13 protein-coding genes are annotated in these 15464 nt (G+C 70.3%); 6 read left to right on the top strand and 7 right to left on the bottom strand.

Annotated elements, in window-relative coordinates:
* Positions 1-490: 490 nt before the first annotated feature.
* Complete coding sequence (locus ABD912_RS09350; RefSeq protein ID WP_345150271.1) at positions 491-1504, bottom strand: siderophore-interacting protein; 1014 nt, start codon at positions 1502-1504, stop codon at positions 491-493.
* Positions 1505-1673: 169 nt separating this feature from the next.
* Positions 1674-3158 (bottom strand): D-serine/D-alanine/glycine transporter, encoded by a 1485-nt coding sequence (cycA, locus tag ABD912_RS09345; protein WP_345150269.1) that lies wholly within the window; start codon positions 3156-3158, stop codon positions 1674-1676.
* A gap of 299 nt (positions 3159-3457) precedes the next feature.
* Here cycA and ABD912_RS09340 point away from each other — a divergent pair, with 299 nt between their 5' ends.
* Positions 3458-4723 (top strand): acyl-CoA dehydrogenase family protein, encoded by a 1266-nt coding sequence (locus ABD912_RS09340; RefSeq protein ID WP_345150267.1) that lies wholly within the window; start codon positions 3458-3460, stop codon positions 4721-4723.
* Positions 4724-4766: 43 nt separating this feature from the next.
* Here ABD912_RS09340 and ABD912_RS09335 read toward each other — a convergent pair whose 3' ends face one another.
* Complete coding sequence (locus ABD912_RS09335; RefSeq protein WP_345150265.1) at positions 4767-5063, bottom strand: DUF503 domain-containing protein; 297 nt, start codon at positions 5061-5063, stop codon at positions 4767-4769.
* A gap of 104 nt (positions 5064-5167) precedes the next feature.
* Here ABD912_RS09335 and ABD912_RS09330 point away from each other — a divergent pair, with 104 nt between their 5' ends.
* Entirely contained in the window at positions 5168-6013 is an 846-nt protein-coding gene (locus ABD912_RS09330) for an HpcH/HpaI aldolase/citrate lyase family protein (protein WP_345150264.1), read from the top strand.
* A gap of 174 nt (positions 6014-6187) precedes the next feature.
* Here ABD912_RS09330 and rraA read toward each other — a convergent pair whose 3' ends face one another.
* The 3 genes from rraA to ABD912_RS09315 form a co-directional block, all read right to left on the bottom strand.
* Entirely contained in the window at positions 6188-6652 is a 465-nt protein-coding gene (rraA, locus tag ABD912_RS09325; RefSeq protein WP_345150263.1) for a ribonuclease E activity regulator RraA, read from the bottom strand.
* A gap of 367 nt (positions 6653-7019) precedes the next feature.
* Complete coding sequence (locus ABD912_RS09320; protein WP_345150261.1) at positions 7020-7874, bottom strand: fumarylacetoacetate hydrolase family protein; 855 nt, start codon at positions 7872-7874, stop codon at positions 7020-7022.
* A gap of 12 nt (positions 7875-7886) precedes the next feature.
* Positions 7887-8828, bottom strand: coding sequence for a LysR family transcriptional regulator (locus tag ABD912_RS09315; RefSeq protein ID WP_345150259.1), 942 nt, complete (start codon positions 8826-8828; stop codon positions 7887-7889).
* A gap of 135 nt (positions 8829-8963) precedes the next feature.
* Between ABD912_RS09315 and ABD912_RS09310 the strand changes: the two genes are divergently transcribed.
* The 4 genes from ABD912_RS09310 to ABD912_RS09295 all read left to right on the top strand — a co-directional run bounded on the left by ABD912_RS09310 (position 8964) and on the right by ABD912_RS09295 (position 13385).
* Entirely contained in the window at positions 8964-10259 is a 1296-nt protein-coding gene (locus tag ABD912_RS09310) for a cytochrome P450 (RefSeq protein WP_345150258.1), read from the top strand.
* A 53-nt stretch (positions 10260-10312) separates the two neighbouring features.
* Positions 10313-10636, top strand: coding sequence for a 2Fe-2S iron-sulfur cluster-binding protein (locus tag ABD912_RS09305; RefSeq protein WP_345150257.1), 324 nt, complete (start codon positions 10313-10315; stop codon positions 10634-10636).
* A 2-nt stretch (positions 10637-10638) separates the two neighbouring features.
* Positions 10639-11910, top strand: a complete 1272-nt coding sequence (locus tag ABD912_RS09300; protein WP_345150256.1) for an NAD(P)/FAD-dependent oxidoreductase — start codon at positions 10639-10641, stop codon at positions 11908-11910.
* Between the two features lie 86 nt (positions 11911-11996).
* Positions 11997-13385 carry an MFS transporter gene (locus ABD912_RS09295; protein WP_345150255.1) on the top strand — a complete coding sequence of 463 codons (1389 nt, stop codon included), beginning with the start codon at positions 11997-11999 and terminating at the stop codon, positions 13383-13385.
* A gap of 188 nt (positions 13386-13573) precedes the next feature.
* Here ABD912_RS09295 and mhpA read toward each other — a convergent pair whose 3' ends face one another.
* Positions 13574-15313 carry a bifunctional 3-(3-hydroxy-phenyl)propionate/3-hydroxycinnamic acid hydroxylase MhpA gene (gene mhpA, locus ABD912_RS09290; protein WP_345150253.1) on the bottom strand — a complete coding sequence of 580 codons (1740 nt, stop codon included), beginning with the start codon at positions 15311-15313 and terminating at the stop codon, positions 13574-13576.
* Positions 15314-15464: the final 151 nt, after the last annotated feature.

Below are 15464 nucleotides of genomic sequence, written 5' to 3'. Positions count from 1 at the left end.
GGCATGGTTGGCCGGCACGGCCTGCGGGTCCGTTGCGCGCTATCAGGTGTACAGCGACGGCGATGGCAATGTCGTTGTGCTCAAGCTCGGTGGGTCCCTTGCCCTTTGCTGAAAGGAGGTCCGGCTTCTTGTTCACCGCGTCGGCGATGGCCTCGACGGCGGCGATGCGCGCCGCGCCAGTCCGGAGTCATCCACCACACGAGCGGGTGCGTCCTGGTGATGAAGGACGGCAGGGCGGCGGAATAGGGGATGCCGACGAAATCTTCGGGAACTCCAGCATCCCTTCAGGCGGCAGCTGCTCGCTTCGCTGCCAACACTGGAACTTGCGGGCCATCCTGCCGCACAATAGGCCCGGCGGCGGTGGGACATCTGGGGGGACTGTCCCATCGCCGTCATCATCCGCGGGGCCCAGGCGCCGAGGCACGCCACGAGCGCCCCGCCCGTGCTGGGGCGGCGGCCGCTGCGGCGCCCGGCTATTGCCCTCCGGCCGCTAGCCTTCGGCCTTGCCCTGGCGCCAGTAGCCCATGAATGCGACCTGGCGCCGGTCGATGCCGGCGTCGCGGACCAGGTGGCGCCGCAGTTCCTTGACCACCCCGGCCTCCCCGGCGATCCACGCGTAGAACGGGGCGCGGGCATCCGCGGTGGTTTCCCAGAGGATCGCCTCGTCGACGTTGATCTCCTCCGGCTCCTCCGCCACTGGGGACTGCACCGCGGGGGTTGGTGCGACGGCGGCCCGGACCGCCTCCAGCAGCAGTTCGCCGTGCGGCCGGGACCCGCGCGGCAGCCAGCGCACCTCCAGGTCCGAGGCGGTGCGCACCTCCTGGACGTCCGCCGCGTCGGGGACCTCAAGGCAGGCCAGCCCGGCGATGCCGGCCGGGAGGGATTCGAGGATCGAGCAGATGGCCGGGACCGCGGTCTCGTCCCCGGCCAGCAGGATCCGCTCCGCGGTGCCTGGCCGGAACTCGATCCCGGCGTAGTCCGGCCCGCAGAGACGCAGGTTCGGGCCCAGGACCGTGACGACGTCGCCCGGGGCGGCCGTTGCGGCCCACACCGAGGCGGGCCCGCCGACCAGTCGGCCCTCCTCCTCGTGAACGTGCAGCACGAAGTCGACGTCGAGTTCGGCGTGCTCCCCGGCGTTGGCCGGATCCCCGGCCGGGCGGAAGCCGCGGGCGGTGTAGGTGCGCAGCACCCCGCGCTCGCCGGCGTCAGCCAGCAGCCAGCGGCGGTACCAGCCGGCGACCTCGTCGGCTTCCAGCAGGGCGCCGGGACGCAGGTGCGCCAGGTGGTCCACGGCCCCGCCGGTGGCGGACTCGCCCGGAATGACCACCTTGATGCGCACATCGAGCAGGTCGCCGTTGACTCCGAAGTGCTCCAGGTCGGCCCCGGTGAGCGTGATCCGCCGGAGCGACGGGCCGAGGTCCCTGATGGCCAAGACCGCCAGCCCGAAGGCAAGCGTGGGGCTGGCTTCAAGGGCGGGGTGCAGGGCGGCGACGTGAGCGGACATGGGGAATCCTTCCAAGGAGGTTATTAAAGCTAGGCTAACCTAACCTTGCGAATGTTTCCCACCATGTCAGAAGGGTGTGGACATGTCGGGCCGGAGATCCGGTCCGGACATGTCCACACCCCTTGACGGGCGGGCCGCGGCGTGCGCGGCCCGCCCGGGCCGTGCCCTTTTAGGCGTTCACCTTGATGCCCTCAAGCTCGCGCAGCTCCGCGGCGACCTTCGCCTCGTGGGCGGCACGCAGCTGCCGGTGCCGCGGGCTGCGGCGCATGATGGCGTAGGCGGCGCCGAGCAGGACGAACCATGCCGGCGTCCACAGCAGCGCGGTCAGGGTGCTTTCCTGCGTGGTCAGCGCCCACAGGATGAAGGCGAAGAACGCGAACACCATCCACACGGCGCGGACGCCTCCGGGCATCTTGTAGGCGGAGGCGGCGTGCTGCTGCGGGCGGCGCTTGCGGTACACCAGGTAGCAGGCGAGGATGATCGACCACACGAACATGAAGCAGACCGCGGAGATGGTGGTGACCATGTCGAAGGCGGTGGCGATGTCGTTGCCCGCGTAGAGCAGGCCGACGCCGGAGAGCAGCAGGACGCAGGAGAGGAACAGGGCGTTCTGCGGGACCTTGCGCTTGGACAGGCGGGCGAACGGCTTGGGGGCGTCGCCCTCCAGGGCCAGGCCGAAGACCATGCGGGACGTCGAGTAGATGCCGGAGTTCGCGGAGGACAGCGCGGACGTCAGGACCACCAGGTTGACCACCAGGGCGGCGGCGCTCAGGCCGGCCAGGGCAAAGGTGTCGATGAACGGCGACTTGCCGGCGGCGAACTGGTTCCACGGGGTGACGGACATCAGCACGATCAGCGAGCCCACGTAGAACAGGCCAACGCGCAACGGGATGGCGTTGATGGCCTTGGGCAGGTTGCGCTCCGGGTTCTTGGTCTCGGCCGCGGCGGTGCCGACCAGCTCGATGCCGACGAACGCGAAGACGGCGATCTGGAAGCCGGCGACGAAGCCCATGAAGCCCTGCGGGAACATGCCGCCGTGGCTCCAGAGGTTGCTGAAGGACGCCTCGCCGGCCGGGGTCTGGAAGTGGGTCAGGATCATGAACAGGCCGGTGACGATCAGGCCAACGATGGCGACGATCTTGATCAGCGCGAACCAGAACTCCAGCTCGCCGAACGCCTTGACGGTGGGCAGGTTCAGCGCCAGCAGGATCACGATGCACAGCAGGGCCGGGATCCACAGCAGTTTGGTGTTCAGCGTCGGGATGAGCTCCTGGGAGTACCCGGCGATCGCGATGACGTCGGCCACGCCGGTGACCACCCAGCAGAACCAATAGGTCCACCCGGTGAAGAACCCGCCCCACGGGCCCAGCAGGTCCGCGGCGAAGTCGGCGAAGGACTTGTAGTTCAGGTTGCTCAGCAGCAGTTCGCCCATGGCGCGCATAACGAAGAACAGCATGAAGCCGATCAGCGCGTAGACGAGGATGATGGACGGGCCGGCGACCGAAATGGTGCGTCCGGACCCCATGAACAGGCCGGTGCCGATGGCACCGCCGATGGCGATCAGCTGGATGTGGCGATTGGAAAGGGCGCGTTCGAGGTGTGCCTCGCCCGTCCCGTTTTCAACGGCGGGGTTCGCCGGCGTCTTCTGTGACATGCATTCTTCCTCGATGGCGGGCCGGGATGTGACCCGTGTAACAAAACCTCATAGAGGTTATGCCCGGTGCGGCGGGCAGTCCAAAAAACGTTAGTCCGGCTAGGTTTTCCGGATGTTTCGGGGATGGTCAACCCCACGTAACAAACGGACCCCGCGGAGCCGTCCGGACCCTCGGTGTGACGTGCGGTGACACGGGGTGAAGGTGGGTGACCGGGCCCTTGGCGGCAGGGCCGGTTGGTCCGTTAAGTGGAGACAGGCACCACAGATCCGCCGCCGCCTATCGCAGAAGGGCTCTTGCCATGACCGCCACCGCCACCACCGACACCGCACTTGCCGCATCGGCGGCCACGGACGAGGACCTGTCCGCAATCTTCGATCCGATCTTCGCGCGCATTGCCGAGGGGGCCGTATCCCGCGAACGCGACCGCCGGCTGCCCCACGAGCAGATCGGGTGGCTCCGCGAGGCCGGCTTCGGCCGGCTGCGGCTGCCCCGCGCGGCCGGCGGCTTCGGGGCCACCGCGGACCAGCAGGCGGCCCTGCTCATCGGACTGGGGGCGGCCGACTCCAACATCGTCCAGGCGCTGCGCGGACACATCGGCTTCGTCGAGTTCGTGCTGGCCCACCCGCGGGAGGAGTTCCGCGACTTCTGGTTCGCCGAACTGGCCGCCGGCGCCCTGGTCGGCAACGCCGAGAGCGAGCGCACCGGCCCGTTCGCCCGGCAGGCCACGCGGGTGCACCAAGAGGACGGGGAACTGGTCCTCGACGGGACCAAGTACTACACCACCGGCTCCATCTTCGCCGACTGGATCCTGGTCAGCGCGCGGGCGGAGGAAGGCGTCAGCGGGGAAGCGGGACTGGCCACCGTGGTGGTCCGGGCGGACGCGCCCGGGGTGCGGATCGAGGACGACTGGGACGGCTTCGGCCAGCGGCTGACCGGTTCGGGCACCACCGTGTTCACCGGGGTGCCGGTGGACCCCCGGTTCGTCACCGCGCGTTCGGCCGAGTCGGCCCCCGGATCCGTGCTGCACGCGACCTACCAGCTGGTGCACCTGTCCGCCCTGGCCGGGATCGCCGAGGCCGCCCTGCGGGACATCACCGAATTCGTCCGCACCCGCCCCCGCAACCTGTTCAACCCGGCCATCGCGCCCACCGAGGACCCCGTCTCCCTGCAGGTCCTCGGCGAGTCCTTTGGCGCCGTGAAGACCGTGCGGGCCTCCGTGCTCGCCGCGGCGGCCTCCGTCGAGGCGGCCAGCGCCGCCCAACGGTCGGGGGCGGAGGAGGCGGAGACCACGGCGCTGCTGGCCGCCGCCGACGCCCACGTCTTCGGCATCCAGTCCACCGTCATCGACCTGGTGCTGCGCGCCACCGGACGGATCTTCGAGGTCGGCGGCGCGTCGGCAACCTCCGGATCCCGTGCGCTGGACCGCCACTGGCGCAACGCGCGCACCATCTCCTCGCACAACCCGGCCATCTACCGCCAGCAGGCCGTGGGCAATCACCTGGCCAACGGCGTCCCGCCGGCCGCGTCCTTCCTGGCCCTGCTGGCCGCCGAACCGGCCAACTGACCAGCTGACCGGCCGGCAGCCGGCGGACCGGTTTCCGCCGCCCCTATTCGTCCTCGGAGGAGTAGAGGCGGCGCTGGGCGGAGAGCAGTTCCAGCTCCGGACGCGCCGCGACGAAGCGTTCGGCGGCGTCGAGCACCTCCACCGCGTGGGCCCGGTCCGCGGCCACCAGGCCCACCCCCACGTGGGCGCGGCGGTGGAGGTCCTGCTGGCCGGTCTCCGCCGCGGAGACGTCGAAGCGCCGGCGCAGCTCGGCCACCAGGGGGCGAACCACGGCACGCTTCTCCTTCAGCGAATGCACGTCGCCAAGCAGCAGGTCGAACTCGATCCATCCAATCCACATGCACCCATGATGGCCCCGTCGCATACCAAGGACACCCCCGTGGGCCGGTTCGCGCGTACCGCCCCGCGGAACGTGGCTCCAAAATAATGGGTAGGCTGGACTTCATGGCTTTTCGCAATCGACGCGCCGCATCCCTCCCGGCGAAGCTCTCCCGTTCCTGGCTCCTCGTGAACGCCGCCAAGCCCGACGACTACGCTCCGGCGTTGGCTTCCGAGGCCGATTCGGTCATCTTCGACATGGAAGCGGCAGTTCCCGACGCGCAGAAGGCCGAGGCCCGCGAGGCCGTCGTGGAAGCGCTGTCCTGCGGCATGACCGCCTGGGTGCGCGTGAACGGCATCGAAACCGATTTCTGGAGCGAGGACCTTTCCGCCCTCTCCAAGGCGCCGGGCCTGCGCGGGGTCATGCTCGCCATGACCGAGAAGCCGGAGCAGGTCACCTACACCGCCATGCGCCTGCAGGCCGGCACGCCGGTGCTCGCGCTCATCGAGTCCGCCATCGGCATCGAGAACGCCACCGCGATCGCCTCCGCGCCTGGCACCTTCCGGCTGGCCTTCGGCACCAACGACTTCCGCAAGGACACCGGCGTCTCCGAGGACCCGATGGCGCTGGCCTACGCCCGCGGCAAGCTGGTGGTCGCCTCCCGCGTCGGCCAGCTCCCGGGCGCGATCGACGGTCCGGCCGGCGCCGGCGCCGGCGAGGACGAGGTGCTGGAGGACTGCCGCGTCACCGCCTCGATGGGCATGACCGGCAAGCTCTGCCTGTCCGTATCCCAGGTGGAGGCCGTCAACCACGGCCTGTCCCCGAGCGACGACGAACTGCGCTGGGCCCACGAACTCCTGGATGCGCACGCCGCCGGGGCGTCCGTCGGCGACGGGTCCTACCTCCCGCGCCTGGCCCGCGCCCAGAAGATCGCGGACCTCGCGGACTCCTACGGGCTCTGGAACGCCTAGCGCGCGGGGCAGGCCCTTTCGTGTCGACTTCGTCGCCACGTAGGGACCCGGCTGCCCCGCGCTAGCACAGCACCCGGAACAGCGCGACGACGGCGGCGCGGCACCTTTCGCAGGTGCCGCGCCGCCGTCGTCGTACCTGGTGCGTCCGGCGTGACGGTCTATTGGGCCACTGGTCTATTGGGCGACGAGGATCCCGTCCTCGTCGCTCCAGAGCATCGCCCCGGGGTGGAAGATCACCCCGCCGAACGCCACCGGGACGTCCAGCTCGCCGGTTCCCTCCTTGGCCGACTTGCGCGGGTTGGAGCCGAGCGCCTTCACGCCCAGATCCAGGGCCGCGATCGCCACCCGGTCCCGGATGGCCCCGTTGATGACGACGCCGCCCCAGCCGTTGGCCACGGCGGCCTCCGCGATCATGTCGCCCATCAGCGCCGACTCCAGCGATCCGCCGCCGTCGACCACCAGCACCGCGCCGGCGCCGGGGGAGTTGAGCACCGACTTGACCAGCCCGTTGTCGCGGTGGCAGCGGATGGTGCGCACCGGGCCGCTGAACCGCGCCCGCCCGCCGAGGTTGAGCAGCTGCAGCGAGACGGACTGCAGCGTCTCGTCTGCGTCGAAGAGGTCACACGTGGTGAAGTCCATGGCACCAATCGTCGGGCCGGTCCAACGGGAGACGCAAGTGGTGCATCCCCAAATGACCGGCGATTGCGCGGTTCGGGAAAGGCCGGGCCGCGGGCGTTGGGGCGGGAACCCGGGACAAGAATTTGACAAGGTGTTGACATGGAGCGTCCGGTTGGGAAGATTGGTTCCAGCGACCCGGTCCGGTTTTCGGGGAAGCGGGCAGCCGGGGAAGGCTGCGTGTCCGGCCGGGAAGCAAATTGGGGGAGGAGAGCCGCGGCCCTTGGGGGAGGGCCGCGGCTCCACAAATTTCGGGGGCCGCAGGCCGCCATTGTCTCTGGAACGGCGGGCCGGCGCGGGAACCCGATCCGGCGCCGGCCCGAACCGGATCTCAGATGAAGACGTTGCGCTGGGTTCCCAGGCCCTCGATCTCCGTCTCCAGCACGTCGCCGGGCTTCAGCCACGGGTACTTGCCGTCGGCGTCCTTGCGGCCCAGTGCCACCCCGGCCGGGGTGCCGGTGAGGATCAGGTCGCCCGGGCGCAGCGTCACCATGGTGGACAGGTAGGAAACCAGCGCGGCCGGCGGGAAGACCAGGTCATTGGTGGAATCCTCCTGCACCACCTCGCCGTTCACGCGGGTGGTGATGCGCGCGCCCTCGGCGAACTCGTCAGGGGTGACCAGGTACGGGCCCACCGGGGTCGCGGCCTCCCAGGCCTTGCCCTGCGTCCATTCCGTGGTGCGGCCCTGCCAGCCGCGCATGGAGACGTCGTTGGAGACCGCGAAACCGGCGATGTGCCGGTGCGCGTCCGCCTCGGCGATGCGGCGGCCGGGTTCGCCGATGACGATCGCGAGTTCACCCTCCCAGTCGATGCGGTGGTCCTCGCCCGGGACCTCGATGGCGTCGTTGGGGCCGGTGAGCGAATCGGCGAACTTGGTGAAGACGGTGGGGTAGCGCGGGATCTCGTTGCCGGTTTCCTCGATGTGGTTGCGGTAGTTCAGGCCGATGCAGAACACCTTGGAGGGCGCGGGGACCAGGGTCGCGAAGGTGGCCTCGGCCAGCGGGACCGCGGAGTCGAAGGACTCGTCCCGCGCGTCCTTGAGCGCGGCCTCGCGGGCCTCGGCAGTGGCGGCGAGGAACGCTCCCACGTCGGCGAACCCGGCGAGTTCGATGGCGGCGTCCCCGTGGACGACGGCGGCGAAGGTCTGCTCAGGGGCGCCCGGGCGGCGAAGGGTGGCAAGTTTCATGGTGCCATCCCATCATGTGCGCGCGGTCACCCGCACGTGTGACGTTCCGCTGGGCTGATCGGCGAAGAGCTCGCCGGCGAGTTCGATCAGGGCGGCGGCCGCACGGGACGGCTGTGCCGCCTGGGGCCAGACCACCGAAACCGGCACCTTGCGCACCGCGGGCAGGATCGGCAGCACCACCACCGGCTTGCCCTCGTAGCTGACCGCCCCGGCCGGCTGCTGGACCAGGATCGAATAGCCCATGCCGCGCGCCACCAGGGACCGGGTGACCTCGAAGTCGGTGGTGCGGAAGCGGATCCGTGGCTGCAGGCCCGCCGCGGCGAACATCATCATGGTGTTTTCGCGGCTCGGATCCACGTCCAGCAGGATCATCGGTTCCTCCGCGACCTGCCCGAGCGTCAGTCCCGGCAGCCCGGCCAGCGGATGGTCCGCTGCCAGCACGATCGAGGGGACGGCGTCGTAGAGCCGGCGCCGCGCCAGCTCCGGCGGCAGCGACATGTCGTAGGCGATGGCCGCGTCCAGGCTTCCGCCGTTCAGCCGCTGGCGGACCTCGAGCTGCGAACCGGCGAAGAAGTCGAGCTCCACCAGCGGGTGCCGCGTGGTGTAGTGGTCGATCAGCCGGGCCAGCACCGTGGGCGCCAGCGAGCTGTAGCAGCCCACGGCGAGCGAGCCGCGCAGCTGCCCTCCGGCGTCGGAGGCGTGCAGCCGCAAGTCCTCGGCCTGGCTGAGCAGCGAGCGCGCCTGCTCCAGCACGTACCGGCCCGACGGCGTCAGCGCCACCCCGTGCGCCTTCCGCCGGATGGTCAGTTGCGTGGCGAAGGCCTTCTCCAGCGCATCGACCGCGCCGGAGACCGCCGACTGGCTCAGCAGCAGCCCCTTGGCCGCCGAGGCGATGCTGCCCTGCTCCGCCACGGCGACGAAGCATTCCAGCTGGCGCAGCGTGTATCCGGACATCCCCTACCCCTTTCACGGAAAAACCGTGGATATTGCTCAAAAAGTCCCGCTTTACCCGAGTTTATGGCGTGGACCACACTCATAGCGACGCCCCCGCCGGCCACGCCGGCAGCACCGCAGATCGAGGAGGATCAGATGACGGCCCTGCCCACCAGCGGCATTCCCGCCCTTGCCGCCGACGCCCGAGTTCCCGCAACTCTCCCTTGCCCGGCCCCGGCTTCCGTCCCGCAGGACTCCACCACGGAAAGCGCGGACGCAGTCCGCGAGGCCCCGGTCGCCGACTGGGTCACGATCCCGGACCTCAACGACAACCCGTTCCCCATCTACCGCCGGCTGCGCGCGGAAGCCCCGGTGCACTGGGTCCCGGCCGTGAACCGCTACATGGTCTTCAGCTACGACGCCTGCCACACGGTCGAACAGGACGCCGAGACCTTCTCCGCCAACGAGGAAGGCTCGCTCATGAAGCGGGCCATGGGGCACTCGATGCTGCGCAAGGACGATCCGGAGCACCGCGCGGACCGCGACTCCTACGGCAGCACCCTGCGCCCGGGCACCATCAAGAACCACTGGATGGAAATCTTCGAGCGCAACCACCGCCGCTACCTGGACGAGCTCAAAGCCAAGGGCCCGGGCGCCGACTTCGTGTGGGACTACGCCGCCCCGTATGCGGCGGAGAACCTCCGCCTGATCTGCGGCCTGCACAACGCCACGCAGGAGGACCTGCAGCGCTGGAGCCAAACCATGATCGACGGCACCGGCAACTACGCCGACGACCCCGAGGTCTGGGCCAGGGCCGCGGCCTCCTCCGCCGAGGTGGACGCCGCGATCGACGAGATGCTGGTCTACCTCAAGGGCCGGCCGGACCCGTCGCTGCTCTCCGGGCTGGCCTCCATGCCGATCCCGCTGGAGGCGATCCGCGCCAACCTGAAGATGACCATTGGCGGCGGGCTGAACGAGCCGCGCGACGTCCTGGCCACCACCGCCTGGGCGCTGCTGGCCCACCCCGAGCAGCTGGACGCCGTCCGCGCCGAGCCCAAGCTCTGGGCCGCGGCCTTCGAGGAGTCGGTGCGCTGGGTCGCACCGATCGGCATGTACCCGCGCCAGACCACCCGCGAGACCGTCCTCGGCGGCATCCGCCTGCCGGCCGGGGCGAAGCTCGGCGTCGTGCTCGGCTCCGCCAACCGCGACCCGCGGGTGTGGGAGGACCCCGAGTCCTTCAACCTGCTGCGCGCCAAGAAGCCGCATCTGGCCTTCGGCGGCGGACAGCACTTCTGCGCCGGCGCCTGGGTGGGCCGCGCCTCGGTGGCCCAGGTCGCGCTGCCCGGGGCCTTCGCGGAACTGCAGAACCTGCGCCTGGAGCCGGCCGGCGCCGCCGTCGACGCCGGATGGGTCTTCCGCGGCATGACCAGCATGCCCGTCGCCTGGGACTAACTCTCCCGAAGCCCTTCCCCAATCCACACAGACCCCCGATCCAGGAGAACCCGATGCCCACCATCACCTACGTCCAGCCCGGCGGCGCCGCCGACGCCGTCACCGCCGAGGACGGCACCACCCTGATGCGCGCGGCCGTCACCAACGGCGTCGACGGGATCGTCGGCGAATGCGGAGGCCAGGCCATGTGCGCCACCTGCCACGTCTACGTCCGCCCCGAATTCGCCGCCCGGCTCCCGGAGATCGGCGACGAGGAGGAGGAGATGCTCGAGTGCACCACCGCCGAACGCACCGAAAACTCCCGCCTGGGCTGCCAGATCAGCGTCGACGCCGGCCTCGACGGCATCGTCGTCGACGTCCCCGCGGACCAGGTGTAGCCGTGGGCGTCGTGATCGTCGGCGGGGGCCAGGCCGGGCTGCAGGCCGCGGACTCGCTGCGCGCCGAGGGCTACGCGGGTTCCATCGACATCGTCGCGGACGAGCCCGGCACCCCCTACCAGCGCCCGCCGCTGTCCAAGGACTACCTGGTGCCCGGCAAGGACGCCGCGCCCCTGCCGCTGCGCGGGCCCGGCTTCCTTGAGGGGAAGGGCATCGTCCTGCACGACGGCGTCGCCGCCGTCGCGATCGAACGCCGCGGCAGGCAGGTGGTGCTCTCCGGCGGACGGACGCTCGGCTACGACCACCTGGTCCTGGCCACCGGGGCGGCCAACCGCCGCCTGGCGTGCGAGGGCGCGGACCTGCCCGGCATCCACGGGCTCAAGACCCTGCCCGACGCCGAGGCGCTGCACGCCGCCCTGTCCGCCCCACCGACCGGCGGGGCCCGCTCCGTCGTCGTTATCGGGGCCGGGTTCATCGGGCTCGAATTCGCCGCCGCGGCCCGCGCCCACGGGGCCGAGGTGACCGTGCTGGAGTTCGCCCCGCGCCCGATGGGCCGGGCCCTAACCGCCGTCACGGCCGAATGGTTCGCCGCCGCCCACGCCCGGATGGGGGTGCGGCTGCGGCTGAACGAGGGGATCGAACGCTTCGAGGCCGGGCCCGACGGGCGGGTCGCCGCGGCCGTGTCCACGGCCGGGGAACGCTACGCGGCGGACCTGGTGGTGGTCGGGATCGGCGTCGTGCCCAACGACCAGTTGGCCGCCGCGGCCGGACTGGAGACCGCGAACGGGATCGTGGTCGACGAAACGCTGCGCACCTCCGACCCGGCCGTGCTCGCCATCGGCGACTGCGCCAGCTTCCCGAACGTACACACCGGCACCCGCACCCGGCTGGAATCCGTGCAGAATGCCACCGACCAGGGCCGGCACGCCGCCCGCACCATCATGGGCAGCACCATCATCAACGGCACTGAGCCGTACCGGGACCTGCCCTGGTTCTGGTCCACCCAGGGGGCGCTGCGGCTGCAGATCGCCGGACTCTCCGCCCCGGACGACCTGACCGTCGTGGCCGGCGACCCGGAGGCCGGGAAGTTCTCCGTGCTCTGCTACCGCGACGGCCGGCTGGCCGCCGTCGAATCCGTGGACCAGCCCGGCGAACACATCGCCGCGCGCAAGCTGCTCGCCGCAGGGCAGGGGCCCGACGCGGCCGAGGCGGCGGCGGAGGGATTCAGCCTCAAGGCCTTCGCCCGCCAGGCCCCGGCGCTCGCCGGACGCTAGGCGCCCAAGCGTCCAGCGCCGCCGTCGTACCGATCCATCCAGTTCCATTCCCACAGCAGCGCCATCCAACAGCAAGGAACCGCCTCATGAGCACTTCCGTCCGTTCGGCCAGGGCGAACCAGCGTCGCGTCGCCATGGCCACCATCATCGGGACCACGGTCGAGTGGTACGACTTCTTCATCTACGCCACGGCCGCGGGCCTGGTCTTCGCGCAGCTGTTCTTCCAGCCGGCCGGGGAATCGATCGGGCTGCTGCTGGCTTTCGCCTCGGTGGGCATCAGCTTCCTCTTCCGGCCGCTGGGCGCCTTCCTGGCCGGGCACTTCGGGGACCGGATCGGCCGCCGCGCGATCCTGGTGACCACCCTGGTCATGATGGGCGCGGCCACCACGCTAATCGGCGTGCTGCCCACCTATGAGACCGCCGGGGTCGCCGCGCCGATCATGCTCCTGCTGCTGCGTATCCTGCAGGGCATCTCCGCAGGCGGCGAATGGGGCGGCGCGGTGCTGATGGCCGTCGAGCACGCCCCCGCCAACCGGCGTGGCAGGGCCGGCGCGTTCCCCCAGCTGGGCGTCCCGCTGGGCATGTTGCTGGCCGCCGGCATCACCGCGCTGATGACCGGATGGATCTCCCCGGGCCAGGCGTTCCTGGAATGGGGATGGCGGGTGCCGTTCCTGCTGAGCATCGTGCTGATCGCCGTGGGCTACCTGGTCCGCCGCGCCGTGGACGAGTCCCCGGTGTTCCAGGAGATCGCCGCCGCCAAGCAGCAGACGAAGGTGCCGATCGCGGAGCTGTTCCGCAAGCACTGGCTGCTGGTGGTGCTGGCCGCGCTGGTCTTCGCCGGAAACAACGCCGCCGGATACATGGCCACCGGAGGGTTCCTTCCCGCCTACGCCACCAGCCCGGCCGTGGGACTGGAACGCACCGACGTGCTGCTGGCCGTCACCTTCGCCGCCGCCGTCTGGTTCGCCACCACCTTCACCGGGGGAGTGCTGGCGGACAGGATCGGCCGCAAGCGGACCTACATCATCGGCTTCTCCGCCCAGATCGCCACCGCGTTCCCGCTGTTCTGGCTGATCAACACCGGCGAACTGGGCATGCTCTACCTGGCGCTGGCGATGTTCACCATCGGCCTGGGCCTGAGCTACGGTCCGCAGGCCGCCTGGTACTCGGAGATCTTCCCCGCCTCCGTCCGCTTCTCCGGGGTCTCCATCTCCTACGCCCTGGGCGCGATCCTCGGCGGCGCCTTCGCCCCGACCATCGCCACTGCCCTGGTCCAGGCCACCGGGGGAACCGCCGCCGTGTCCATCTACCTTGCCGGAATGGGCATCGTGTCCCTGCTCGCGGTGCTGGCACTGCGCGACCGCGCCGGCATCGACCTCTCCGTGGCCAACCAGGCCGAGCAGGAGGTCGGGGCCACCATCTTCGACACCCGCACGCCCGCCGCATCCGCGGACCCGGGCACGGTGCGCGTCTGATGACCTAGCCGCCTGATGGTGGATGAACGCGTGGCCTCCGACGTATCGGGGGCCACGCGTTCTCCGGAAACCACTACCGGAGCCGCGCCAAGCGTGGGGCAGCCGGGTCCTGCGTGGCGACGAAGTCGACACGAAAGGGCCTGCCCCGCGCTAGGAAAGCGCAGGATCCATGAGGGAGCGGTCTGTTGCTAGCCCAGCAGGGAACTGGCGTCGTCGGGGACGATGCTGCGGGCGCGGTCGCCGGGCTTGCCGGTGAAGGACATGGCGGCCAGGATCGCGTCCAGGGTGGCCGGGCCGTGCTGGTTCAGGCAGGCGCCGGCGACGAAGCGGTCCGGGCGCAGGAAGACCATCGGCGTCGGGCGGTCGTCGAACCACTTCTTCAGGCGGCCGGTGTGGTCGCCCAGGACCAGCACGTTCGGGCCCATGTACTGCTCGGCCCAGGCGCGCTGGGTCTCCGGCACGACGGCGACCAGGCGGGCGCCGAGGGCCGCGAGCCTGTCCAGGGACGCCTGCGGGAGCACGTCCTTGGGGTTGTTGCCCCAGACCAGCACGGTCCACCAGTTGCCGATGACGTCGTCGAGGCGTTCGTTCTTCGCGTCCTTGCTGTTCACCCGCGGCTGGGGGAACTGGACGCCCACCGGGGAGACCTTGGTGTTCGCGGTCGCGACCGGGATGAGCTTGCTGGTGAGCTTGCCGAGCGCGGTGCCGGAGGCCTGGGTGTTCGGGTCCGCGAGCACGCCCTTGGTGTAGCGGGGCATGGGCTTGAACTTCATGTCCGCGAAGTAGCTCTTCACCGAGGGGAAGAGGTTCAGCACGGAAGCGGCGGTGTCGCGGCCGGCGGCCAGCACCGGGTTGGTGATCTTGATGACCTTGCCCAGGGTCAGGGACAGATCCACCATCGACCGGGCGTGCTCGGTGCGCTCGTCCGTGAAGGTGTCCAGCAGGGCGTCGCCGGCCTGCCCGGAGAGCACCGAGGCCAGCTTCCACGCCAGGTTGGTGGCGTCGCGCATGCCGGAGTTCCAGCCCTGGCCCATCCACACGGGCATCAGGTGGGCGGCGTCGCCGGCGATCAGCTGGCGGCCCTTGCGGAAGGACCCGGCGACGCGGGCGTGGTGGGTGAAGACGCGGCGGCGGATGAAGTCCAGGTTCTCCGGGTTTGGCACGTGCTCCTTGAGCATCGCGTTGACCCAGGCCGGATCGGTGGCCAGCTCGTCGGACTCGTCGTCGCGGAGCATGAACTCCCAGCGGCGCACCGCGTGGGGCAGGCCGATCGAGACGTAGGGGCGCTTCGGATCAGCGCCCAGGAAGACGTTCGGGGTGCCCAGCGGGTCGTTGTTCACGTCCACCACCAGCCAGCGGGTGGAGGGGGATTCGCCCTCGAAGGACACGCCCAGGCGCTTGCGCGTGGGGGACTTGCCGCCCTCGCACCCCACCAGGTAGCGGCCGGTGAAGCGGAGCTCCTCGGAGGTGCCGTCCGGCCCGGCGACGCGGGCGATCGCGGTGACCGCGTCGGCGGTCTCCTCGACGTCCACGACCTCGTGGCCGAAGAGCACCCGGACGTTCTCGAAGCGGGCCAGGCCGGCGTGGAGGGCCTTATCCACCTCGGGCTGGATGAAGCCGTGCTTGCGGTCCCAGCCGAACTCGTCGGTCTTCGGGTTGTTGATCAGGATCGTCTTTCCGGCGCCGTTGACCAGCCGCATGATGTGCTGCGGGGTGGTGTGCGGGGAAACGGCCTCCACCAGGCCCACGGTCTGGATGGTGCGGAAGGACTCGTCGTCCAGGCCCACGCCGCGGGGGTAGTCGATCAGCTCGTCGCGCGCCTCGAGCACGGTGACCTTGCGGCCGTACATGCCCAGCAGGTTCGCCAGCATGAGCCCGGCCGGGCCGGCGCCGACAATGAGGACTTCGGTGTCCTGGGGGGTGTCCATGGGTCTCCTCGCAACAGCATCCATTTATTGGTTGTGTATATATCGCACTAGAGTGTCGATATTTGCAACGCTTGGGATATATTCGAGCACCCGCATGTGACCCATGTCAATGCGGAGGGAGTGGAGGGCGAAATTTTCCGACCGATCGGTC

This window comes from Arthrobacter ginkgonis (genome assembly GCF_039540195.1).
Lineage (GTDB): Bacteria > Actinomycetota > Actinomycetes > Actinomycetales > Micrococcaceae > Zafaria > Zafaria ginkgonis.
Note: the sequence above shows the minus strand (reverse complement) of the source record. Positions and strands in the feature narration are given on the sequence as shown.